This is a genomic window from Leucobacter fengyongliangi (assembly GCF_052386045.1).
Genome location: NZ_CM126356.1, coordinates 1,538,893 through 1,560,202, shown reverse-complemented (window position 1 = coordinate 1,560,202; position 21,310 = coordinate 1,538,893). Strand labels below are relative to the sequence as shown.

Here is a 21,310-nt window from a genome sequence, read left to right as displayed (position 1 = left end):
CGAGTTCACCCCCCGATATACGACATCTCGATTCGGCGCCTACCGGAAATCTGAGCGGTCTCACCTTCCTTCACTGTGGATCCCGACGCGTCTGGTTTGTGCTCACCCGAGTGAGGGTGAGCGTTCTGAGCCCGTTGGTCTGAGTAATGATCGTCACGACGGTTCCAAGTTTTTGCGAGTGCTTGGGTCAGGGCGCTATCGCCGTCTTGACCCTCAGGGTCGGTGCGCATGAGGTCTCGAAGATTCACCCCCTCAGTGGCGAATAAGCAGGTAAAGAGCTGACCTTCGGCAGAAACGCGTGCACGCGTGCAGTTACCGCAAAACGCCTCTGTCACACTTGAGATCACGCCGATCTCGCCAGCACCGTCCTGGTACCTCCAGCGTTTCGCGGTCTCACCTTCGCTGGTGGCAGGGAACGGCTCCAGGGGATACACCGCGTGGATACGCGCGATTACCTCGGCGGAGGGAACCACATCATCAAGTACCCAGCCGTTCGTCGAACCAACGTCCATATATTCGATAAATCGGAGGATGTGCCCGCTCCCTCGAAAGTGCCGGGCGAGTGTCAGAATCTCATCATCATTCACACTTCGCTTGATGACCGCATTGACCTTAACCGGGTGTAATCCGGCTTGCTGCGCCGCATCGATGCCAGCAAGCACGCGCGATACGGGGAAGCGGACATCGTTCATCTGTTGAAACTTAGCGTCGTTCAAGGAATCGAGCGATACGGTGACTCGATTGAGCCCAGCTGCACGCAACGCCGCAGCCTTTACGGGTAACGCCGAACCATTCGTGGTGAGGGCCAAATCCAGAGGGCGTCCGCTCGGCGTGCGCAGTGCTGAGAGCATCTCGATCAGTGTCTCAATACCTCGTCTCAACAGTGGCTCCCCACCTGTTAAGCGGATCTTCTCGACTCCGAGCTGTGCGGCGACACTGGCGAGCCGAGTGATTTCTTCAAAGGTCAGCAGTTCTCTGCGTTCGAGAAACTGGTAGTCGCGCCCGAAAATTTCTTTAGGCATGCAGTACACGCAGCGAAAATTGCACCGGTCTGTGACCGAGATCCGCAGATCGCGCAGTGGCCGGTTCCGCGTATCACGTAAGCCCAGTGCCGGCAGGCGCTGAATACGTGTCGACACCGCGGGAGCTTGCCCTTTGAGCTGGTGAATAGTCGATTTCGCGTGCGTCACTGATTGAGCAGGATCCAGTACCTTCTCGGGAGAGGCTGGGATCCACTCGTGTGGTGAGTCTTCCGAGACATGCATGGACCCTCCCTTAGTGCGTCCACCCTAACAGGCTAGAATCGCGCGGACTGCTGGAAAGTCAGCCTGCGCGTGACCCGGGTCTCGTGTTATCGGGCTTCCGTGCCGGGTGCGAAACTGACAGCGTGGGGAGGAAGCTCAAAAATGAGCGTCTGGCCTGGACTCAACCCAAAGGTGTGCGCGCGAGAAAGCGGAACCTCGGCGACCGACCCCGTCCAGTTTCTGCCTGTGACGCGCACCCCTGAGCCAGTGACTGTGAGCTCTCCGACATCATCTGTCCACGATTGAATGCTGCCCTCAGCTTGCCTGTCGCCCTGCGGCGATACGCGCACATCTCTCGGGTCAAACGAGGCGACGGCATCGCCTGACGGGCAGGGAAGGTCTCCGACACCTCGGAGTTCTGGTAGCGGCGCCCGTGCCAGCTGAAGTGTTCCTCGCGCCGATGCGGATCCGCGAATGAGCACGCGACCTGAAAACCTGGCCGCGAAATCGGTGCGTGGCGTGCTGAGGATCTCGTGAACCGGACCCTGCTGAGTGATACGACCGTGCTCAAGCACACAGACTTCTTGGGCAAGCTCCAGCAGGTCAACAGCGTTGTGAGTCACGAGGAGCGCTGGAATCTGAAGCCTGGAGAGTTCGGCGGCAATCAGACCACGAATGCTGCCCGCGGTACTCGCGTCGAGCGCTGCAAACGGCTCATCAAGCAGCACCGCTGCAGGTTTCGCAGCAAGTGTGCGGGCGATGGCCACTCGTTGTTGCTGACCACCGGAAAGTTCATGCGCGCGGGCTGCCCCTCTCCCAGGGAGCCCCACGCGCTCGAGCCATTGGTCTGCCAACGCAAACGCGTGTCGGCGGGAGACTCCAGCGGCTCGAGGCCCGAAAGCGATGTTTTCCTGAGCCGAGAGGTGGGGAAACAAGCGGGCGCGCTGGTCAAGGTACCCGAGTTTTCGCTGCGCGCGGGGGAGATGCTGGCTGCGTATTCGCTCACCAGCCTGTGAAAGGATTCGCTCTCCGATACGCACCGATCCACTGCGGATTGTGATGTCCCCTGCGATAGCTTTGAGCAGGCTCGACTTACCGGCGCCGTTGGGGCCGATGATGCCCACGGTCTTGCCTGGTGGTGCTTCGAGCGCTGCCGAGAGCGAAAAGGAACCGCGAGAAAGCGTGATCTCTGCCTGGAAGGAATCTCCAGGGTTCATATCTCGATCAATCGCACTCACTGCGTCACCGGCATCCTTCTGCTGCGCAGGAACACCAGAGCCGCGATAGCGAGCACAATGAGCAGAAGTGCAAGTGCCAGGGCGGTGTCTTGTCCGACGCCTGAGCCATTAAACGCGGTGTAGATCGCGAGGGGGATTGTCTGTGTTGTTCCGGCGGCGTTTCCAGCGAACAGGGCTGTTGCTCCGAACTCGCCGAGTGCGCGGGTGAAACTCAATACGGTTCCGGCGATGAGTGCTGGTGCAATGAGTGGAAGGGTAACTTTTCGCAACACCATGAACGGGCTGGCGCCAAGGCTCTCGGCGACACGCTCGAACCCGGTATCGGCACTCCGGAGGGCCCCCTCGACGGAAATGACGAGGAACGGCAAAGCAACAAATGTTTGTGCAATCACTACGGCCGCGGTGGTGAATGGGATTCGCAGCCCGAGCACGGCGAGCGCGTCACCCAGTACTCCGTTGCGGCCGAGCAGGAGCAGCAGTGCCATACCACCTACGAGCGGGGGGAGCACCAGGGGCAGCATGACGAGCGCCCGGAGCACGGCCGCGGGAAGCCCGCTCAGTCGAACCAATAGCAGAGCTAAGGGCACCCCAAGAACGATGCACAGCATCGTGGCGCAGGCCGCGGTGGTGAGGGAGAGTTGCAAAGCAGAAAGCGCTTCCGGAGCCTGGAGAGAGCGCGGAACCTCAGCCCAGTTGATGCGCAACAAAATGGCCAGGAGTGGCAAGACAAGCACTGCAAGTGCGATAGTCGCGGGGATCCACAAAAATACTGGGAAGCGCGTCTGCCCAGTGTTCACGGCGTGCCGAAGCCAAATTCGGCGAGGATTCGTTTGCCGTCGGCAGATAGCACGAATGCAGTGAATGCGAGCGCAGCCTCGGAAGACGCTGCGCCTTGCACCACGCCGATCTGGTAGTGATTCAGGTTATTCTCCGCGCCTGCAATAGTGATGCCCTCGACTTCTCCCGCAGCACTCAGAACATCAGTTCGGTATACCAGGCCAGCGTCGGCCTCGAGGTTTCGTACCTTGGAGAGTACCGCACTGACTGACTGTTCTTCACTGACTGGAGTGACCGACACATTTGCGCGACGAAGAAGTGACCGAGATGCGTTGCCGCACGGGACTTCCGCGGCGCACAACACCACAAGTGGAGCGCCACTCTCAGTGTCCGAAAGATCGGCAAGTGAGTCGATACCGAGCGGGTTCTCGGGCGCAACGGCAATCACGAGTTCATTCGTGGCAAACAGCGATGGCCCATGAGCCACGAGTCCCGCATCAGCCACCGTGCTCATGGTGCGCTCGTCAGCTGAGGCGAAAATATCTGCCGGTGCGCCCGCGACAATCTGAGTTGCGAGCGTCGAAGAACCGTCGAAAACGGTGGGTGTGAAGGTGACACCCGGGTGAGACTCCATGAACTCTGTTGTGAGCACGTTGAAGGCCGCAGTGAGAGATGCGGCTGCGTAAACGGTGATCTCACCCTGTACCGTCGACTCCTGCGTCGACGATGATGCCGAGGGGAGCGACGTAGGACCCGTCTCTGACGAGGACGCTGAGCAGGCAGAGAGCGGAAGGAGCGCGCCAAGAATCAGGGTCAAGGGGCCGAGCCGTGCAAACACCTGAACACCCGCAGTGCGTTTCATGGATTCTTCTCCAGCTGATTGCGTCACCACTTGTGACAAGCGGGACACTTGTCACTGTGACTCTAACTCCGAGGAACCTCATATAAATATGCCCGCGAAACACCACCGGTGACTCACATAAGAATGCCCGCGTAATTCTCGAGCTTAGCTTGCCTGTTTCCTGCTCGCGCGGGCCGGCTTGACCCCGGCTGCCGCGTTTGGTGCTTTCGCGAGTTCGATCGCTTCGAGCGTGCGAGTCTTCTCGGCCGCGAGGTAGGTGAGGCGCTGCTGGATTCGGTCGATCTCGCGAGCGATGTGGGCCGGGTTCAAGCTGTCACGGTACCCGGTCAACTCGGCGGTTGTCTCGGCGCTGAGCACACCGGAACGCTGGAGCCGGTCGAATGGTGTCGCGAGCTCATCGTAGACACGTTTACGGCGCCCCCTTTGATCGGTCGCCCAACCGATGGGTTTCTTCGTGGGGGTGAGGAAATTATGGCGATCGTTCACCAGTGGCCATAACTCGTTCAATAGCTTCAGCAGAGGCGCGGTGTCGTACCTCCAGTAGAACGCGTACCGGCGCACGATCTGATTGTTTTTCGACTCGATCGTGGCCTGATCATTCTTCTTGTACGGCCGGGACCTCGTGAAGTAGATGTCAAGTTCTGCAGCCCAACCGATGACGTCGTAGTTGATGAACTCGGACCCGTTATCAAAATCCACCCCGGTCACCTCGAACGGCACTTCGCTGATGAATCGGTCGAGGGCGTCACGAATGTGCAGGTGTGCGTTGTTCCGGATCGAGCGCGTGTACGTCCAACCGGTGTGCATGTCGGTGAGATCAACACTGCGACAGAACTCACCCTTCAAGACGGGCCCGCAGTGTGCGACGGTGTCGCCCTCGAAGAACCCGGGTACGGCCTCGATCTCGTCACCGGCTTTCCTGATCGTGATCGAGTTCCGCAGCAGCGGGCCTGGCGTGGTGGTGGCGATCCCGCGGAGTGGGTCCCTCGCGCGGGCTGGAGCGAGGTAGCGGTCGATCGTGGCCGGTGACATTGCCAGCAACTCGTCCGCGACGTGGTGACTGTACCTGCCCCGGCCTGGGACCAGTTCGCCGTGCGCTTCCAGCAGCATGAGTTGGAGTTCCATTGACGCGGCCAAGTATTTCCCGCTGATCCCGCCCGCGAACGCCCACACTTTCTGCAGCACTTTCAACGCGTCATGTGAGTACTTCAGCGGGCGCGGCTTACGTTGCCGGGCCCCTACCCGACGCGGTTTCAGCGCAGCTTGTAACTGTCTGCGCGCGTTGTCTCTGGACCAGCCCGTGATCGCGCATACCTCGTCAAGGAGACGGCTCTTCTCCTTCTTGGCCGCTGCGGCATACTGCTTCGCGAACTTTCGTGTGATCTCGTGTCTGGCACGCATTGATAGCCCACTTCCCATGAAACTGATGATTCCGTTTCGCGGGCATTTTTACGTGATGCACCGGAAGTGTTTCGCGGGCATATTAGGTGAGGCACGTCGAACTCTTGACTCTTTGTAGCTCCGGGGTTACGTTACCCACGTATTCAAAATAACAAATTGAGTGCAAAATACGTGTCATATTACGTTCTCCCTGCGGAGAACTGCACACCCGCGTACTCCGCAACGAAGCGGCAGGAGACTGAAGTGGGAACTGTAGGACTGCTCTACGTTGGGGCCGTGTTGTTCATTAACGGTCTGATGCTCTTAAACGTTGTACCGGGTAAATCGGCGGCAGCGATGAATCTTTTCGTCGGCGGGATGCAAGTGGTACTCCCGACGCTCACTTTACTGACCGCAGACGGAGATCCCGCGGTCATTCTGGGTGCTTCTGGGCTTTACCTTTTCGGCTTCACCTATTTATATGTGGCTTGGAATCAGCTCACTGGTGCCTCAGGGGAAGGCCTCGGATGGTTCTCGCTGTTCGTGGCGGCCTGCGCGGTGGTCTACGGCATGCTCCAGTTCACCCTGGTAAATGACCCTGTCTTTGGGATCATCTGGTTCTCTTGGGCTGTGCTGTGGTTCCTATTTTTCTTGGTGCTTGCACTCAACCGCGAAGAGCTCACGCGTATCACCGGATGGTTCACGCTGATGCTCGGAATCTTAACGGGAGCGGTACCCGCGTTCTTGTTATTGACCCAGACGTATCAGAGCACCTCGTTTGGTGCGGTAATTGCTGCGGTGATCGCAGTGCTGGTCTTTCTCCTCTCGTGGGTGTTGGGGAAGCCCAAGCGTACGGTCTCTTCACCCGCGGATTCCGCACGTGCGGCTGTCGCCGCCCCGTAACCCCAGGTACATACCAGCAGCGAAATAGCTGTCTGATCAGAAAGGAGATCTGAGTGCCGAGTTACTCGTACCGGTGTACTGCAGGGTGCATCTACGATGCCAGGTTTGATATGGCGGCGGTGCCGCGTGAAATGGAGTGCAGAGTTTGCGGATCTGAAGCACACAAATTGATCACCGCACCCTATCTATCGCGCGCAGGCGGATCAGCACTGGGACTGATCGAGAGCTCCGCCCGTAGCGCCCACGAACCGGAAGTGGTGAGCCAACTACCCCAACAGGGAAGAAAGCGAACACAACCAGTAACCACTAACCCCATGCATCAAAAACTTCCCAGAGATTAGGTCACGATCACACAATCGGGTGACGAAGGTGTTTCCCGATTATTCTCAACAAAGGAGAAGGTTCCATGCCCGAACACATATTCAAATTGGATTCGTCCAAGAAATTTACGGAACAGGAGAAACTTGGTCACAACCGTTGGCACCCGGAGATTCCTCCAGTTGCCACGGTAAAGCCCGGCGATTCATTCCGCGTCGACTGCCGCGAATGGTTTGACGGTGCAATCAAAAATGACGACTCTGCGCAAGACATCCTCGATGCACCTCTGCTGACCGTGCACACGCTCAGCGGGCCGTTCCGAGTGGAGGGTGCGAAGCCCGGCGATCTTCTGGTCGTCGACATCCTTGATGTCGGACCGATTCCCCAAGAAGATTCGGGCCCCCTTGCTGGTCAAGGGTGGGGCTACACCGGAATCTTCTCAAGGAACAACGGCGGCGGGTTTCTGACCGAGCAGTTTCCAGACGCCTACAAGGCAATATGGGATTTCAATGGGCAGACGGCGACCTCTCGGCACGTGCCCGCGGTCTCCTTCACCGGCCTGATCCACCCAGGCCTGATGGGCACCGCACCATCGGCCGGGTTGTTGGCGAAATGGAATGCTCGCGAGGGTGCACTGATCGCAACTGATCCGCATCGAGTGCCGCCCCTGGCTTTGCCACCAGAAGCCGAGCATGCAATTTTGGGAGGTGTGCCCGCGGATCAGTATACGCGTATCGGGAGTGAGGCTGCGAGAACCGCACCGCCGCGTGAAAACGGAGGTAATCAAGACATCAAGAACCTCAGCAAGGGAACCCGGATTTTCTACCCGGTGTTCGTAGACGGCGCGAACCTTTCTGTCGGCGACCTGCACTTCTCGCAAGGTGACGGTGAAATTACCTTCTGTGGTGCCATCGAAATGGGTGGATTCATCGACCTCCGGGTCGATCTCATTCGCGGAGGAATGGATACCTATGGGGTCTCGGAAAATGCGATCTTCATGCCCGGAAACGTAGAGCCTCAGTACAGCGAGTGGCTCGCCTTCTCGGGCACTTCTGTGACTCTTGACGGGGAGCAGAAGTACCTGGATTCGCATCTTTCGTACCAGCGGGCGTGCCTGCACGCGATCGATTACCTGACGAAATTCGGATATCAGCCCGAGCAGGCGTACCTCCTATTGGGATCCGCTCCGATCGAAGGTCGTCTCTCGGGCGTTGTCGATATCCCGAACTCCTGTTCGACGGTGTATCTGCCGACGGCGATCTTCGATTTCGATGTGCGACCTTCCGCATCGGGCCCATTCCAGATTGACTCGGGAATGGGAGCCCCCCGCGCCGCAAACAAGTAAGTCACAGCAAATAGTGGGGTGGAGCGCAACGCTCCACCCCACTATTTCTGCGTTGTGTGTAGCGCCGGGCGACCGAGGTTTGGCGATGCGGCGTGTAATCGCTCAGTCGTGTATTGGACAGCGAGGTAGGTGCTACACGGTGACCGGTCGCCCGACTCCTACAGGAGCTGACGCAGGCTCGAGCCTCACGATCACTGCTTTCGACACTGGCGTATTGCTCTCGAGTGCGGTGCTGTCGAGGGGGACCAGGACATTGGCCTCGGGGAAGTATGCCGCGGCGCAGCCCCGAGCGGTCGGGAATGCAACGGTGCGAAATCCGCGAAGGACGCGATCAGGCTGATCCTTCCACTCACTAAAAATATCTACCGTCTGGCCGTCGTCAATTCCAAGCTCAGCCAAATCATCGGGGTGCACAAAGATCACCGAACGACCCCGAGTAATACCCCGATAGCGATCATTCAAGCTGTAAATCGTTGTGTTGAATTGATCGTGTGACCGCATAGTCTGCAAGATCAGTCTGCCCGGGGGGCAGCTCACATGTTCGAGTTCATTGACCGTGATTCGCGCTTTACCGGTTTCGGTATCGAAACGGCGCTCATCGCGCGGACCGTTCGGAAGAACGAAGCCACCCTTCAGTCGGATGTCGTGATTGAAGTTCTCAAATCCAGGGATGACCCGAGAGATGTGATCTCTGATCCGATCGTAATCATCCATCATGCCGAGCCAATCGATTCCATGGGTGTCATTCAGCGTTGCGTGTGCCATTCCTGCGATCACCGCGACCTCAGATCGCACCTCAGCCGATATTGGCTCGATCTGCCCATAGGAGGCATGCACCGCACATACGGTGTCTTCTACCGACACAAACTGCTCGCCGGAAGACTGGCGATCAATTTCGGTGCGGCCGAGCACCGGCAAAATGAGTGCCTCCTCGCCGGTGATAACGTGTGAACGATTGAGTTTTGTCGAGAGTTGGACGCTGAGGCGCGTCTTCTGCATGGCGGTTTCGGCAAGGTTGGCATCAGAGATTGCCCCGAGCAGATTCCCTCCAAGGCCCACCCAGACCTTGATTTTTCCTTCGTTGAGCGCGCGGATCCCGTCGACCGAGTCGACCCCGTGTTTTCTCGGCGGATCAAACCCAAACTCGGCGCCCAATGCATCCATAAACGAGTCGGGCATCCGCTCCCACACTCCCATGGTGCGGTCACCCTGCACATTGCTGTGCCCGCGGATTGGACACGCACCCGCACCCGGCTTGCCGATGTTTCCACGGAGGAGGAGGAGATTTACGATCTCGCGGATTGTGTCGACTGCCTTGCGGTGCTGGGTGATTCCCATTGCCCAGGTGATGATCACTCGGTCTGCAGCGAGGTATCGTTTGGCGAGTTCGTCTATTTCGGCATCGGGAATGCCAGTGGCTCGTGCCACTTCGACAGCGTCAAGCTGTGAGAGGTGGGTTGCAAATTCCTCAAACCCATCGCAGTGCTGAGCGATAAAGTCGTGATCGAGCACGGTTCCGGGTGCCTTCTGCTCTGCAGCGAGCACCCGCTGCGACAGTGCCTGGAGGAGGGCCATGTCGCCCCCGATCCGCACCTGAATATACTGATCTGCAATTTTTGTTCCCTTTCCGAGCCAACCCTTCACGCGCTGCGGATTCTTGTACCGAATCAGTCCTGCTTCGGGAAGCGGGTTGATTGCCACGATGTGTGCGCCATTGTCTTTGGCCTCTTCGAGGGCAGTCAACATGCGGGGGTGGTTCGTGCCCGGGTTTTGTCCCATCACGATGATGAGGTCGGCTTTCTCAAAATCGTCATAGGCCACGGTTGACTTGCCGATTCCGAGGGTGTGCTGCATGGCCACCCCGGTTGATTCGTGGCACATATTCGAGCAATCGGGCAAATTGTTGGTGCCGAATGCTCGGGCGAAGAGTTGGTACAGAAACGCCGCCTCGTTTGATGCGCGCCCACTGGTGTAAAAGGCTGCCTCGTCGGGTGAGGGGAGCGCGCGTAGGTGTTCCCCGATGAGACGAAACGCGTCATCCCAGGCGATCGGTTCGTAATGGTCCGCCCCGGCGGGTTTATACACCGGCTCGGTCAGGCGGCCCTGCATGCCCAGCCAGTACTCTGTCTTATCTGCAAGCGAAGTGAGACTGTGCTGCTGCCAAAAACTGGGTTCGATCTTCAGGGGAGTCGCTTCCCACACCACGGCTTTGGCACCGTTTTCGCAAAACTCAGCCAGTTTGCGGTGATCTGGGTCTGGCCATGCACAGCTCATGCAATCGAAACCATCTTTGTGGTTGATTTTGGTCATCAGTTTGAGTGTGCGTGATGGCCCCAAGTCTTCCAGGGCGGGGATCATCGAGTGCGTGACTCCGTGAACGCCGGCCGCCCACTCTTTGGGGGCTGTGACTCTGATGTCGGCGTCAGAGAAATCTTCGTCGAGAGGTTTGGGACTCATGAGGCACATTCTTCCTGGAGCTCGAGGCCGAGATCATTTCGGGTTGCTGCTTCTGCTGGCGAGTCTATGTTGAGAAGTCGATCGGGTCGACTGTAAATCACCATCGAAGGACCCCGAAGAAATCCGACGAGCGTCATGCCACACTCTTCCGCGAGATCGGCGGCAAGGGATGACGGTGCGGAGACCGCGGCAAGGAGCGGGATACCCGCCATGAGGGCCTTCTGAGTGAGTTCGAAACTGGCACGCCCCGAAACCATCAGCACGCACTCCCGGGCCGGAAACTTTCCGTTCAGCAGTGCCCAGCCCACGACCTTATCGACCGCATTGTGTCGGCCGACATCTTCTCGCAATACCAGCAATTCGCCGGTACGCCCGTCGAACAATCCTGCGGCGTGCAGGCCACCGGTGCGGTCAAACACGCGCTGCTGAGCGCGGAGCGCATCGGGGAAGCCGGCGAGCATCTCAGGTGACAACACAAGTGGATCGCGATCCACTGCGAATGAGGAGGTCGTGCGCACCGCGTCGATGGTTGACTTGCCGCACAGACCACAGGCGCTCGTCGTCGTGAAATTCCGCTCAAGGCTCGGGTCGGGGGGTGGCACGCCCGGGGCCAGGGTGATGTCGAGAATGTTATAGGTGTTTCCATCGTCTCCGTCGGTAGCGCCCGCACAATAACGTGCGACCGCGTAATCCTCAGACTGGTGAATGATTCCCTCAGAGACGAGAAACCCAGCAGCCAGCTCGACGTCATTCCCGGGGGTGCGCATGGTGATCGCCAGCGAGCGGCCGAACACCCGCATCTCGAGGGGCTCTTCCACCGCGAGTGAATCTGGGGCCTGACGAGGGGGTTGCCCGAGCGTCACCCGGGTGACCCGTCGCCGTGCAGTAATTCGAGACATGTTATGTGGATAGCATGGAATTTCGATGGTTTCAAGGCACGATGCGCTGCGCGCCGAACTGTGATTCGAATATCGAGCGCGTCTTTCTACACCAGAGCGGTCTATGCCTCAGAGCGGAGGGACGAGCGTGAGCCTCACCCCAGATCAGCATGTGAATTGGATCCTCGAGAGGATCGGCAAGACTTCGGAACGTGAGTGTGGCACGGTAAGTGCGTTCGGACTGACGGTGTCTCGCGACGTGGCTGTGTCGCGTGAGCTGCCGCTGTGGGATAACTCTGCGATGGATGGGTACGCGCTGCGATCGGACGACATCGCGGGCGCGACCGTCGAGCACCCCGTGCGGCTGCGTGTGGCTGGGGAAGTCGCCGCAGGGAGTGAATGTGATCCACTCATTACTCAGGGCCAAACCGTGCGCATTATGACCGGAGCGCCAGTTCCGAGCGCTGCCGATGCGGTGGTGCCCGTGGAACAGGTGTCGAGTGAGCAGGGCACGGGGGCCTGGGGCAACGAATGGGTTGAGATAGTTGCCCCGATCGCCGCCGGTGCGAATATCCGGCGTCGCGGTGAAGACATTTCCGCGGGCACGACGCTGGCGCTGCGCGGGCAGTTGTTGACGCCAGCCAGGCTTGCATCACTCGCAGCATCCGGAATAGAACGGGTGTGGGTGCGCGAGAAGCCACGGGTGGTAGTGCTCGTCACCGGCGCCGAGCTCCGTGCCCCGGGGGAGCCGCTTGCACGCGGCCAGATCCCAGAGTCGAACTCCATACTGCTCGTCTCGCTCCTGGCTGACCTGGGCATCGAAGCGGTAGCGGTACGACGTAACGCAGATGATGCGGTAAGTCTTCGGGCTCAACTCAGTGATCTTTCGCGTGAGAGCGATGTGATCATCACCTCGGGGGGAATTGGCCCGGGCACACGCGATGTGACCCGGATCGCGCTTGAGCAAGAGCCTGCGGTGCGCGCGGTAAGAGTGGCGATGCGTCCGGGTCAGCCTCAGAATGTGGGGCGGCTGCAGAACGGGGCATTTATCTTTGCGCTGCCGGGAAACCCGGTGAGCGCCGCAGTCAGTTTCGAACTCTTCGTGCGCCCGGCATTGCTCGCTCTCCAGGGCCGCACCGAATTGCACCGGCGCCGTCTTGCGGCCGAGGCAACTGTGGCTTGGCGCGGAGTGATGGGGCAACTGCAAGTGCTACCGGTGTCGCTTGCGAGTCGCGACACGCGACTCACTTGCACCCCCGTGGTGAATCCGCGCGGGGTATCGCACGCGGTGGGCGGCCACGGTGCCACCGACGCCTACGCGCTCGTGGGGCCGGAGCGAGGCGATGTGCAGGCCGGAGAAACGGTGACCGTGATCGCGGTGACGCCATGAGCCAGTTCGATGCGATGATTCTCACAGGCGGAAAAAGTAGTCGCCTCGGTGGTCAGGAGAAAGCAACGATGCGCCTTGGGGGCGAACGATTAGTGGATCGCGTGGCAGCGGCTGCGCTCGCTGTTGGCGCCAACCGGCTCATTACTGTGGGGCCTGAACATGCGGCACCTGCCGGCAGTGTGGTGGTGCGTGAGGATCCACCGTTTACCGGCCCGCTTGCTGCGATTGCGGCAGGGCTTGAACTGGTGCACGAGGAGTGGGTGATGATCCTTCCCTGCGACCTTGCCCGACCTGATGCACTGTGTCTGGCGCTGACGGATGCCTGGCAATCCGGCAGAGAATCCGAAGGCGAGGGAGTGTTGCTGCGGGACTCGTTGGGGCATCGGCAGTGGCTGGCGGGAATCTATGCATCAGATGCGTTGCGTGCAGCATGCGCAGCGCTCGGAGACAGGCTTACCGACCTGCCGGTGCGACGCGCATTCGGCATGCGCGGCTGCGAGAAGCGCCCGTTGACGACGCTATTTCGTTTGATATTGACCGCCCGGAGGATCTGTTGCGGGCTCAGACAGAGATGAACAGCGGGCTACCCACGCACTCGGAAAGCCCGAGATAATCGGGCAACGAGACCGCTCAACACCAAGTGACCGCAGCAGGGAGACCCCATGTCAGACGCAAAACATTTACCTCCAGACGCACTCAACGAGTGGGTACGAGCAGCATCGGCCGAGCTCGGATTGGATGCGGATCTCGCGGCAATCACCACCGTGCTTGATCTTGCGCGTGATGTTGCTCACGATGTGGCCAGGCCAGCTGCCCCAGTCAGCGCCTACTTGCTGGGTCTTGCCGTGGGCGCAGCGCGAGAGCCGCTGGAGACGCGAGATGAGCTTGCGCAGCGTCTCGTGACGCTCGCGGCCGGCTGGCAGGGCGCGGTGAAGCAGGAGTAGCGAACCGAGCCCACACACCACAACGGGGCCCCGGCATTTGCCGAGACCCCGTTCAGTGAGAACAAGCTTAGAACTGGTTCATCGTGTTATCTTTGCCGCTGGCCTTGAGGGCGGCGTCGCCGGCGAAGTACTCCTTGTGGTTGTCGCCGATGTCGCTGCCAGCCATGTTCTGGTGCTTGACGGTGGCGATGCCCTGGCGGATCTCCTGGCGCTGCACGTCGCGAACGTAGGTGAGCATGCCCTCTTCGCCGAAGTAGCCCTTGGCGAGGTTGTCGGTCGACAGCGCAGCCGTGTGGTAGGTGGGCAGGGTGATGAGGTGGTGGAAGATACCGGCACGTGCCGACCCCTCCTTCTGGAACGTGCGGATCTTCTCGTCGGCGAGCTGCGCGAGCTCGGTGCCGTCGTAGTCGACGCTCATCAGGTTGTCGCGGTTGTACGCCGACACATCCTTGCCCTGCTCTACCATCAGGTCGTATGCCTGCTGGCGGAAGCTCAGGGTCCAGTTGAACGACGGGCTGTTGTTGTACACGAGCTTCGCGTTCGGGGCGACCTCGCGGATGCGATCCACCATGCTCGCGATCTGCTCGACGTGCGGCTTCTCGGTCTCGATCCACAGCAGGTCGGCACCGTTCTGCAGCGAGGTGATGCAGTCGAGCACGCAGCGGTCTTCGCCGGTGCCGGCGCGGAACTGGTACAGGTTGCTCGGCAGGCGCTTCGGGCGCAGCAGCTTACCATCGCGCTTGATCACCACGTCGCCGTTACCGAGATCGCTCTCGGAGATCTCCTCGACATCAAGGAACGAATTGTACTGGTCGCCCAGATCGCCGGGGGTGTGGGTCACGGCGAGCTTCTGGGTGAGGCCGGCACCGAGCGAGTCGGTACGGGCAACGATCACGCCGTTGTCGATGCCGAGCTCGAGGAAGGCGTAGCGCACCGCATTGATCTTCGCGAGGAAATCCTCGTGCGGCACGGTGACCTTGCCGTCTTGGTGACCGCACTGCTTCTCGTCTGAGACCTGGTTTTCGATCTGGATCGCGCAGGCGCCAGCCTCGATCATCTTCTTGGCGAGCAGGTAGGTCGCCTCGGGGTTGCCGAAGCCGGCATCGATGTCGGCGATGATCGGCACCACGTGCGTCTCGTAGTTGTCGATCTGGGATTGGATGAACTCGATCGCGGTCTCGTCGCCGGCCAGGCGGGCGCCGTCGAGTTGCGTGAAGAGGAGATCGAGCTCGCGGGCATCTGCCTGGCGCAGGAAGGTGTAGAGCTCCTCGATGAGGGCCGGCACCGAGGTCTTCTCGTGCATCGACTGATCGGGGAGGGGACCGAACTCCGAGCGGAGGGCGGCAACCATCCAGCCCGAGAGGTAGAGGTAGCGCTTCTTCGTGCTCTTGAAGTGCTTCTTGATCGAGATCAGCTTCTGTTGGCCGATGAAGCCGTGCCAGACACCGAGCGACTGGGTGTAGACCGAGGTGTCGTTGTCGTACTCGGCCATGTCGCGGCGCATGATGTCGGCGGTGTACTGGGCGATCTCGAGACCGGTCTTGAACCGGTTCTGTGCCCGCATGCGAGCGACGTTCTCGGGGTTGATCGCATCCCAGCTGGAGCCGGCGTGCTCTTTGAGTGCCGTCACGGCGTCGATGTCGTTTTGGTACGCAGTCATGATGAGTCCTTCGTGTGGTGTGGTCTAGCTCACAAGTACTGTGATCTTGATCGCTAGTTCCACTCTGGGGCACGATGCAATTGTGAGTGCCCCGATTCAGGGGGTGAAATTCATGACTATTTCTACGCTTCAGAAAATGCGATGGATCGCGCGGTCCGAATTGGGCCATCAGCCCGGGGCTCGCGCTGCCCATGATGCCGCTCGCAGAGGTGGCGAGAAGCTCCACGCTCATGGCACCAAGGGTAGGTAGCGCTCCACTTGATGTGCACAGTTGATCACGCATCGAGATTGCCCGGACTTCTCCACAGATTACTGGGGTCAGGCCGATGTGCCGTGGTGATTACCTAGCCTAAGGCCATGTTTCAAATCGCGCACAAAGGTCGACTGCATCACTGCGCGCAGCTAGCTTATATAACGCATTGCGTTAATAGCGGCAGACGTTATAGGATTGTCCCGTGATTAGGTCGTTCGGTGACCGAAACACGGAGCGACTCTGGCAGAGAGAATCGGTGCGTGCACTTGATTCTCGAATCCTCCGCGTCGCCCTTCGAAAGCTCACAATGATCGACGCTGCAGTGCGGCTTGAAGATCTCAGAGTGCCACCCGGTAACAGGCTCGAACCTCTGAGAGGGAAGCGCGCAGGTCAACACAGTATTCGTATCAATGACCAATGGAGAATCTGCTTCGTGTGGACTGAGTACGGAGCAGAACTCGTGACGATAGCGGATTACCACTAGGGAATCTCATGAACAACCTGACACAAGTTGCCAGCAAGGCGTCAACGAAGTTAGACCCGATACTTCCGGGTGAAGTGCTCATGGAGGAGTTCATCGAACCCTTGGGCCTCACGCAGAATCGCGTCGCGATCGCCATCGGTGTGCCTCCGAGGCGAATCAACGAGATAGTGCACGGAAAGCGTCGCATTACCGCCGACACCGCGCTCCGACTCGGACGCTATTTCGGCACTACGGCGCAGTTCTGGATCAACCTGCAGACCCATCATGACCTCGAAGTCGAGCGTGATTCCTTGGAGGGTGTTCTTGACTCTATTCAACCGGTGAAGACTGCATAGAAGGTGTTCGGGAAGTCTGTGAATAGTTGCAGGGCCTGCAGCTACCCCTTGCCGAGCGCTGCCTTGTGATCAGCGAGCGGGTTGCGCAGCAACCACATCATTGACTTTCCGACGGTACCGGTGAGCTCGCCATCAACGCCTGCCGATGCGCAGTACGCGATGCGATCCACACCCGCCCGCTGCATACCCGCGACGATGTTCTGCGTCATCTGCGCGACTTCGGTCGACGGTTTCATCGGTATCGACGACGACAGGCACGAGATCACCGCGTCTTGCCCGTCGATCGCGCGCGCCACGGACTCGGCATCGAAGGCATCGCCCTGCACGATCGTGACACCGTCCGTCACCTCGAGCTTTTCGGGCGAGCGCACAAACGCCGTCACGCTGTGCCCGGCAGCTACGGCATGCCGCACGACGTGTTGCCCAACGCCACCGGTGGATCCAAAGACGACGATCTTCACGTGCTTCCCGCTTTCACTCGACTCTGCGTGAACACTTAGGGAAACTCGGTTACCGCCGGCTTCGATGCGCGGGGTGGATCACTCCGCCCGGTGTTGCCCAATCACGGACCCCGCGGCAGCTGGGGGGCGCGCTTCCCGCGCGAGTGGCGTGGGTGATAAAATCATTTTATGAACTTGGTGTTGGAGTATGAAGGCGCAAGCCGAGACGCTGAGCTTGCGCGGCTGCGACGTGTACTCGCCCTTCGCGCAATGATGGCACAGGGGGAATCGCAGCGCGAAGTTGCTCGGAGATTGGGCGTGACGCAACCTGCCATCAGCTACCAAGTTGCACGAGAACGCACTGATGGGGCCCGGCCGAGTGATCTGGTCACTGCGGGCAGGTCCGTGCTTCGGCAAGTGGCCGAACATCGTGGCTTCACCCGACTTGCGATGTTTGGCTCTGCGGCGCGTGGAGATGACCGACCGGATTCCGATCTCGACCTGCTCGTACAGCCACCACCTGACGCGGACTCATTCGACATGCTGCACCTGGAGGAGACTCTGGCGAGCATTCTTGGGAAGGACGTCGACATTGTGAGTTATCGCGGACTCGACCCTCGTCTGGATCAAGACATTCTCAGCGACAGGGTGTTGCTCTGATGGAGTTGAGAGTCGCGAAAGAGTTGCTGCACATCCAGCGCTGGCTATCCGTGGCGGCATCGATCGTCGATAGGGGAAAGGCCGCATACGATGCCGACGAGGTCGCGCAAGAGGCAGGCGACTCGATAATGATCAAGATCGGTGAGGCTGCTGCTGCGATAGAGGCTGGGCCTTCAACCTCGTCAGTGCCGCGCTGACCGCACCCGCAAACGATTCCTCGTGAGAGGATCGGCGCATGAGCACTGGGCTGACACCGCGGCAAGAGATCATCGAGGTTGCAATCAATAACACCATCAGTGGATCGCTGAAGTCTGAGATTGATGCCGCCCTCGCCGCGAAACCGCTGCACCGCATCGTGTCACTCTCGATCACCTCGACCGAGGAATACAGCACCGCCGCGATCGCGCTCCTCGTGATCGAGTATCTGGCCGAGTGAGACTCCGGCCTCCACGCGGAGTGCCGCGCCGATACTGTCGGCATTGCACTAGATAGCCCATCCACAAGCGGGCAGCAGCGGTCGGATAGCCCGAGCGCAGGCGACAACCACGGCCCGATTGCGTGGGTCCAACGAAGACTGAGACGAAAGGCGCGAAGAACCCATGCACCACCCCTTGCGATTGCTGCAGGCGTTGACTTTGGGCGCAGCGGGCCTCTTCGGTCTGTTCGTCGTGTTTGGCAACCTCAGCGATCCCGACGCGAATTTTCAGTTCGTGCAGCACGTGCTGTCGATGGACACCACCTTCGCAGACAGCGGCATCAGGTGGCGGGCGATTGACTCGACCGCGATCCACATCGCTGCCTTCGTTGCGATCATCGCCGCAGAAGTCGTCTTCACGGCGCTTGCGCTCATCGGCGCGGTGCTGCTGCTGCGACATCGGCGGGCGGATCGACGCACCTACGACCGGGCGCGCGCCTGGGGGTTCGCCGCCTACGGGGTGGGGATTCTGATCTGGTTCGTTGGCTTCATTGTGGTGGGTTCGGAATGGTTTGCGATGTGGCAGTCTGAAACCTGGAACGGCAAGGAGACCGCGATGGGCCTCGCGACGCTGTGGGCGGTGTTCGCGGTGCTGCTGGCACAGAATGAGCCCGACCCTGGTGTGTGACCAGGTTTGCGTTTCTACCAGGGTGGCGGGGCTGGCGGGCTCGGTGCGGTGAATCGCACGAGGCTCGGGGGCCGTTCGACATGGGTGCGGCCGGCGGGAGAGATCCACCGGAGCACGCCGCCCGATTCTTGGTGCACACGCCAACCCGAATGGTGTTTCAGTGTGTGATGCGATCTGCAGAGGTGGGCGAGGTTGTCGGTTGCGGTCGGACCGCCGCGCGCGGCATCGATGGTTTGGTCGAGGTCGCACCTCGCGAGTGGCACGCGACACCCGGGAAACCGGCAGTGCGCGTCGCGGGCGCCGAGCATACGGCGCATCTCTTCTGAGGGCCGGTAGCGTTCAACCCTCAGTACCGCACCGGTGGTTGGTTCTGCGGTAACCACCTCCCACGCCTGCGCGTGCCCGGCGAGTGTGCGCGCTGAGGCGCGGTCGATCGGGCCGTAACCGATGAGTTCTGGTGGGGCGGGCCGCGGAGCGCGCATTTTCCGGTGACCAACGTCGGCATCAGGCGCCGGCATCAGCCCGCACACGAGCGCGTCACACCCGCCGATGATCTGCACCTGCGCGCGCACCGCACCGAGACCATTACCAGCATCATGCCCAGCAGCTTGCCCGTCACCGGCGCGTGACAGTGCATCATGTAGTTCCGGAGTGCCGGTGAGGAGAAGATCGGTGAAAATGTCAGCCTGGATCTCGTCTCGCGTGCGGGCCTGATCCACCAGGGCAACCCGCTTCCCCATCTGCAGCAGCCGATTCTTGATCGCATATGCCTCAACGGCGGGCAAATTGGCGTACAGATCGGCCATGCCGTCTGCCGCTTCAGTGACGATCACACGGCGGCGGGTGCGTGCCTCCGCATTGCGGGAGTCGAGGGAGCGTTCGGCGAACTGCTCGGCGCGCATTTGCGCACGCGGCCGCAGCTGCGCGTGAGTCGATTGCAGGGCCTCAGGCAGGACGTTGCGCACATACTCGTCGCGGGTCGCCTGCGTGTCACTGGATGGGTCGCAGCCGAGCACTGTTCCTGCATCAACGATGACGCGAGCGTGACGCTCGGAGATCGCCCCCTCTTCGAACGCTTCCCATACCCGCCAGTACTGCGTGGTGAGCGTGTGCGCGAACCCGATGTCGCGGCCGACTTGATGCTCGGTCAGCTTCAGGCTGGTCGCCACCTCGGCCCGCAGTGCACGAAACTCGAGATCCCCTCGCTCGCCAACCGGCAGCCACTCGTCGCTCGCCTGTGTGTCGGCAGCAATCGCCGCGATGTCGAGCAGCTCTGCGTAGAGCCGCAGACGTTCGGCGCCGAGCCTTCGCAATTCGCGCTCATTCGCCTCGATTTGAGAGAGCAACGCCTCACGATCAGCTACCACCGGGCGCGGCACGTCGGTGCCGGAATCGGTGCTGATCTCTGCGGTGCTGGTCATGTTTTAAGTGAACCATCGACCACTGACATTCATTGAAATCGAGCGGATCACGCCTCGTTCTGAGTTGATCTCGCCGACGGTGGGGTGCAGTGTCGGCTGCGCGCTTTCGACCCTCGCCGATCCAACCGCAATGGCTGCACCATTGCTCCCGTCTGCCCGAGCCAGGCTCGGGGCTCGAAAACGCGCCGCCCCGTTGCTTCTCCTCTGGTTGATGCCCGCCACCCCGTGCTAACCTCATCTCACGTTCACGAGCGGTAACCGTAGGTACCTGGCCGGTTACCCGACAACCCGAATCCATCGATTCCCGGGTGTCCCAGGGGAAGAACGGGCCCGCGAGATCTCGCGGTGCAAGATCGGTGGGGCGAGGCCCCGGGAAGGGGCAGATCTCATGCCCAATATCTCTATACACAGTGGATCGCGCACAGCGTGGTGGCACCAGCTCGGCCTGAGCGGAGGCTTCGACCTCGAGAGCCGGTCGGCGCGCCAGGTGCTTAAGTCCTATAGGCCCACGGTATTCGTCTCTAGGAGCGACGACGGCGAGGCCGAACGGATCGGGTTCGACCAGCTGGTGGCCCTGATTGAGGAAGCCGAGCGCACCGAACGCACGCAACACGAAGCCGCGATTGTGGATCGCGCCGCTGCCGCACAGGCCGAGTTCGAGGCGGCGTTCACGCTGCCCGGAGCCGACGAGCCGATCGTCGACGGACGCTGGGCTGGATTCACGCGCGGCGAGGCGACCGCGTGGTGCCACAACCTGTTCCAGTACGAGCCGCACGGCTTCGTGCACCCCGGCTCCGAGGTGCGCGTGCGGGCGCTGGCAGCGCTGCGCGACGGCCAGTTGCCCGAGGACTTCGGGTACCCAGAGCGCGCACGTGAGCTGCGCGACTCAGGGCAGACGCCTCGCAGTTACCGAGTGCACCGTGAGGCGCTCGGTGCGCGCATCTTCGATCCATTTGAGGTGCGGCACCGCTGATTCGATCGGGTCGGGGGCTCGCTGTATTCGCAGCGGATCCGCGCCGCGGCGCGCTTCCGACCCCTCGCCGATCCATCCGCGGTTCTGTCGGGCCTGAATCGGCCCGGCAACTTCGGCAGTGGCCGCAGCGCGCGGAAAGAGAAACGCGACGCGTTTTTCCCTGATTCCCCGCGCCCGCCAGACCCAGCCAGGCTCGGGGCTCGAAAACGCGCCGCCCCGCTGCCTCGCGTGTCTCGACGTGGGCT

The 21,310-nt window shown here is 60.6% G+C and carries 22 protein-coding genes and 1 riboswitch; of the genes, 12 read left to right on the top strand and 10 right to left on the bottom strand.

Annotated features, from left to right (window positions below):
• Positions 1–5 precede the first annotated feature (5 nt).
• The 5 genes from moaA to ACTNFK_RS07475 all read right to left on the bottom strand — a co-directional run bounded on the left by moaA (position 6) and on the right by ACTNFK_RS07475 (position 5,522).
• Positions 6–1,139, bottom strand: a complete 1,134-nt coding sequence (gene moaA / locus ACTNFK_RS07495) for a GTP 3',8-cyclase MoaA (RefSeq protein ID WP_435936649.1) — start codon at positions 1,137–1,139, stop codon at positions 6–8.
• Positions 1,140–1,351: 212 nt separating this feature from the next.
• On the bottom strand, positions 1,352–2,482 hold the full coding sequence (locus ACTNFK_RS07490) for a sulfate/molybdate ABC transporter ATP-binding protein (protein ID WP_433647696.1): 1,131 nt from the start codon (positions 2,480–2,482) through the stop codon (positions 1,352–1,354).
• The gene (locus ACTNFK_RS07485) at positions 2,479–3,279 is read right to left on the bottom strand and encodes an ABC transporter permease (RefSeq protein ID WP_435936648.1); all 801 of its coding nucleotides are present in this window, start codon (positions 3,277–3,279) and stop codon (positions 2,479–2,481) included. The genes ACTNFK_RS07490 and ACTNFK_RS07485 overlap by 4 nt, the downstream gene beginning before the upstream one ends.
• On the bottom strand, positions 3,276–4,121 hold the full coding sequence (gene modA, locus ACTNFK_RS07480; protein WP_433647697.1) for a molybdate ABC transporter substrate-binding protein: 846 nt from the start codon (positions 4,119–4,121) through the stop codon (positions 3,276–3,278). The genes ACTNFK_RS07485 and modA overlap by 4 nt, the downstream gene beginning before the upstream one ends.
• A 144-nt stretch (positions 4,122–4,265) precedes the next feature.
• Entirely contained in the window at positions 4,266–5,522 is a 1,257-nt protein-coding gene (locus ACTNFK_RS07475; RefSeq protein WP_435935689.1) for an integrase catalytic domain-containing protein, read from the bottom strand.
• A 243-nt stretch (positions 5,523–5,765) separates the two neighbouring features.
• On the opposite strand from ACTNFK_RS07475, the gene ACTNFK_RS07470 reads away from it, so the two are divergent.
• Together ACTNFK_RS07470 and fmdA are read left to right on the top strand one after the other, a co-directional pair.
• On the top strand, positions 5,766–6,404 hold the full coding sequence (locus ACTNFK_RS07470) for an AmiS/UreI family transporter (RefSeq protein ID WP_433647544.1): 639 nt from the start codon (positions 5,766–5,768) through the stop codon (positions 6,402–6,404).
• 406 nt (positions 6,405–6,810) lie between these two features.
• Entirely contained in the window at positions 6,811–8,067 is a 1,257-nt protein-coding gene (gene fmdA, locus ACTNFK_RS07465) for a formamidase (RefSeq protein WP_433647543.1), read from the top strand.
• Between the two features lie 132 nt (positions 8,068–8,199).
• Here the strand turns inward: fmdA and ACTNFK_RS07460 are convergent, their stop codons facing one another.
• Together ACTNFK_RS07460 and fdhD are read right to left on the bottom strand one after the other, a co-directional pair.
• On the bottom strand, positions 8,200–10,524 hold the full coding sequence (locus ACTNFK_RS07460) for an FdhF/YdeP family oxidoreductase (RefSeq protein ID WP_435935690.1): 2,325 nt from the start codon (positions 10,522–10,524) through the stop codon (positions 8,200–8,202).
• The gene (gene fdhD / locus ACTNFK_RS07455) at positions 10,521–11,423 is read right to left on the bottom strand and encodes a formate dehydrogenase accessory sulfurtransferase FdhD (RefSeq protein WP_433647541.1); all 903 of its coding nucleotides are present in this window, start codon (positions 11,421–11,423) and stop codon (positions 10,521–10,523) included. Before fdhD ends, ACTNFK_RS07460 begins: the two co-directional genes overlap by 4 nt.
• A gap of 127 nt (positions 11,424–11,550) precedes the next feature.
• Here fdhD and ACTNFK_RS07450 point away from each other — a divergent pair, with 127 nt between their 5' ends.
• The 3 genes from ACTNFK_RS07450 (at position 11,551) to ACTNFK_RS07440 (ending at position 13,736) form a co-directional block, all read left to right on the top strand.
• Positions 11,551–12,792 (top strand): molybdopterin molybdotransferase MoeA, encoded by a 1,242-nt coding sequence (locus ACTNFK_RS07450; protein WP_435935691.1) that lies wholly within the window; start codon positions 11,551–11,553, stop codon positions 12,790–12,792.
• Entirely contained in the window at positions 12,789–13,367 is a 579-nt protein-coding gene (gene mobA / locus ACTNFK_RS07445) for a molybdenum cofactor guanylyltransferase (protein WP_433647539.1), read from the top strand. The genes ACTNFK_RS07450 and mobA overlap by 4 nt, the downstream gene beginning before the upstream one ends.
• Positions 13,368–13,454: 87 nt before the next feature.
• The gene (locus ACTNFK_RS07440; RefSeq protein ID WP_435935692.1) at positions 13,455–13,736 is read left to right on the top strand and encodes a DUF6457 domain-containing protein; all 282 of its coding nucleotides are present in this window, start codon (positions 13,455–13,457) and stop codon (positions 13,734–13,736) included.
• A 67-nt stretch (positions 13,737–13,803) separates the two neighbouring features.
• Here ACTNFK_RS07440 and ACTNFK_RS07435 read toward each other — a convergent pair whose 3' ends face one another.
• Positions 13,804–15,396 (bottom strand): isocitrate lyase, encoded by a 1,593-nt coding sequence (locus ACTNFK_RS07435; RefSeq protein WP_435935693.1) that lies wholly within the window; start codon positions 15,394–15,396, stop codon positions 13,804–13,806.
• A gap of 455 nt (positions 15,397–15,851) precedes the next feature.
• On the opposite strand from ACTNFK_RS07435, the gene ACTNFK_RS07430 reads away from it, so the two are divergent.
• Together ACTNFK_RS07430 and ACTNFK_RS07425 are read left to right on the top strand one after the other, a co-directional pair.
• Positions 15,852–16,133, top strand: coding sequence for a type II toxin-antitoxin system RelE/ParE family toxin (locus tag ACTNFK_RS07430; RefSeq protein WP_433647536.1), 282 nt, complete (start codon positions 15,852–15,854; stop codon positions 16,131–16,133).
• Positions 16,134–16,141: 8 nt separating this feature from the next.
• On the top strand, positions 16,142–16,468 hold the full coding sequence (locus tag ACTNFK_RS07425; RefSeq protein ID WP_433647535.1) for a HigA family addiction module antitoxin: 327 nt from the start codon (positions 16,142–16,144) through the stop codon (positions 16,466–16,468).
• Between the two features lie 41 nt (positions 16,469–16,509).
• Here the strand turns inward: ACTNFK_RS07425 and ACTNFK_RS07420 are convergent, their stop codons facing one another.
• On the bottom strand, positions 16,510–16,929 hold the full coding sequence (locus ACTNFK_RS07420; RefSeq protein WP_435935694.1) for an NAD(P)-dependent oxidoreductase: 420 nt from the start codon (positions 16,927–16,929) through the stop codon (positions 16,510–16,512).
• Between the two features lie 168 nt (positions 16,930–17,097).
• Here ACTNFK_RS07420 and ACTNFK_RS07415 point away from each other — a divergent pair, with 168 nt between their 5' ends.
• The 4 genes from ACTNFK_RS07415 (at position 17,098) to ACTNFK_RS07400 (ending at position 18,671) form a co-directional block, all read left to right on the top strand.
• Positions 17,098–17,568, top strand: coding sequence for a nucleotidyltransferase domain-containing protein (locus ACTNFK_RS07415; protein WP_433647533.1), 471 nt, complete (start codon positions 17,098–17,100; stop codon positions 17,566–17,568).
• Entirely contained in the window at positions 17,568–17,765 is a 198-nt protein-coding gene (locus tag ACTNFK_RS07410) for a hypothetical protein (RefSeq protein WP_435935695.1), read from the top strand. The genes ACTNFK_RS07415 and ACTNFK_RS07410 overlap by 1 nt, the downstream gene beginning before the upstream one ends.
• A 38-nt stretch (positions 17,766–17,803) precedes the next feature.
• Complete coding sequence (locus ACTNFK_RS07405) at positions 17,804–18,004, top strand: hypothetical protein (RefSeq protein ID WP_435935696.1); 201 nt, start codon at positions 17,804–17,806, stop codon at positions 18,002–18,004.
• A 163-nt stretch (positions 18,005–18,167) separates the two neighbouring features.
• Complete coding sequence (locus ACTNFK_RS07400; protein ID WP_435935697.1) at positions 18,168–18,671, top strand: DUF2165 family protein; 504 nt, start codon at positions 18,168–18,170, stop codon at positions 18,669–18,671.
• Positions 18,672–18,685: 14 nt separating this feature from the next.
• Here the strand turns inward: ACTNFK_RS07400 and ACTNFK_RS07395 are convergent, their stop codons facing one another.
• A complete protein-coding gene (locus tag ACTNFK_RS07395; RefSeq protein ID WP_435935698.1) occupies positions 18,686–20,092 on the bottom strand; it encodes an HNH endonuclease signature motif containing protein in 1,407 nt (468 codons plus the stop codon).
• A 243-nt stretch (positions 20,093–20,335) separates the two neighbouring features.
• Positions 20,336–20,452: riboswitch (SAM riboswitch) on the top strand.
• A 28-nt stretch (positions 20,453–20,480) separates the two neighbouring features.
• On the opposite strand from ACTNFK_RS07395, the gene ACTNFK_RS07390 reads away from it, so the two are divergent.
• Complete coding sequence (locus ACTNFK_RS07390; protein WP_435935699.1) at positions 20,481–21,065, top strand: hypothetical protein; 585 nt, start codon at positions 20,481–20,483, stop codon at positions 21,063–21,065.
• Positions 21,066–21,310 lie beyond the last annotated feature (245 nt).

Coding starts and splice junctions, on each gene's coding strand:
- modA (WP_433647697.1), bottom strand. CDS start 4,121: ATGAAACGCACTGCGGGTGTTCAGGTGTTTGCACGGCTCGGCCCCTTG.
- ACTNFK_RS07475 (WP_435935689.1), bottom strand. CDS start 5,522: ATGCGTGCCAGACACGAGATCACACGAAAGTTCGCGAAGCAGTATGCC.
- fmdA (WP_433647543.1), top strand. CDS start 6,811: ATGCCCGAACACATATTCAAATTGGATTCGTCCAAGAAATTTACGGAA.
- ACTNFK_RS07460 (WP_435935690.1), bottom strand. CDS start 10,524: ATGAGTCCCAAACCTCTCGACGAAGATTTCTCTGACGCCGACATCAGA.
- fdhD (WP_433647541.1), bottom strand. CDS start 11,423: ATGTCTCGAATTACTGCACGGCGACGGGTCACCCGGGTGACGCTCGGG.
- mobA (WP_433647539.1), top strand. CDS start 12,789: ATGAGCCAGTTCGATGCGATGATTCTCACAGGCGGAAAAAGTAGTCGC.
- ACTNFK_RS07440 (WP_435935692.1), top strand. CDS start 13,455: ATGTCAGACGCAAAACATTTACCTCCAGACGCACTCAACGAGTGGGTA.
- ACTNFK_RS07435 (WP_435935693.1), bottom strand. CDS start 15,396: ATGACTGCGTACCAAAACGACATCGACGCCGTGACGGCACTCAAAGAG.
- ACTNFK_RS07425 (WP_433647535.1), top strand. CDS start 16,142: ATGAACAACCTGACACAAGTTGCCAGCAAGGCGTCAACGAAGTTAGAC.
- ACTNFK_RS07415 (WP_433647533.1), top strand. CDS start 17,098: ATGAACTTGGTGTTGGAGTATGAAGGCGCAAGCCGAGACGCTGAGCTT.
- ACTNFK_RS07410 (WP_435935695.1), top strand. CDS start 17,568: ATGGAGTTGAGAGTCGCGAAAGAGTTGCTGCACATCCAGCGCTGGCTA.
- ACTNFK_RS07405 (WP_435935696.1), top strand. CDS start 17,804: ATGAGCACTGGGCTGACACCGCGGCAAGAGATCATCGAGGTTGCAATC.
- ACTNFK_RS07400 (WP_435935697.1), top strand. CDS start 18,168: ATGCACCACCCCTTGCGATTGCTGCAGGCGTTGACTTTGGGCGCAGCG.
- ACTNFK_RS07395 (WP_435935698.1), bottom strand. CDS start 20,092: ATGACCAGCACCGCAGAGATCAGCACCGATTCCGGCACCGACGTGCCG.
- ACTNFK_RS07390 (WP_435935699.1), top strand. CDS start 20,481: ATGCCCAATATCTCTATACACAGTGGATCGCGCACAGCGTGGTGGCAC.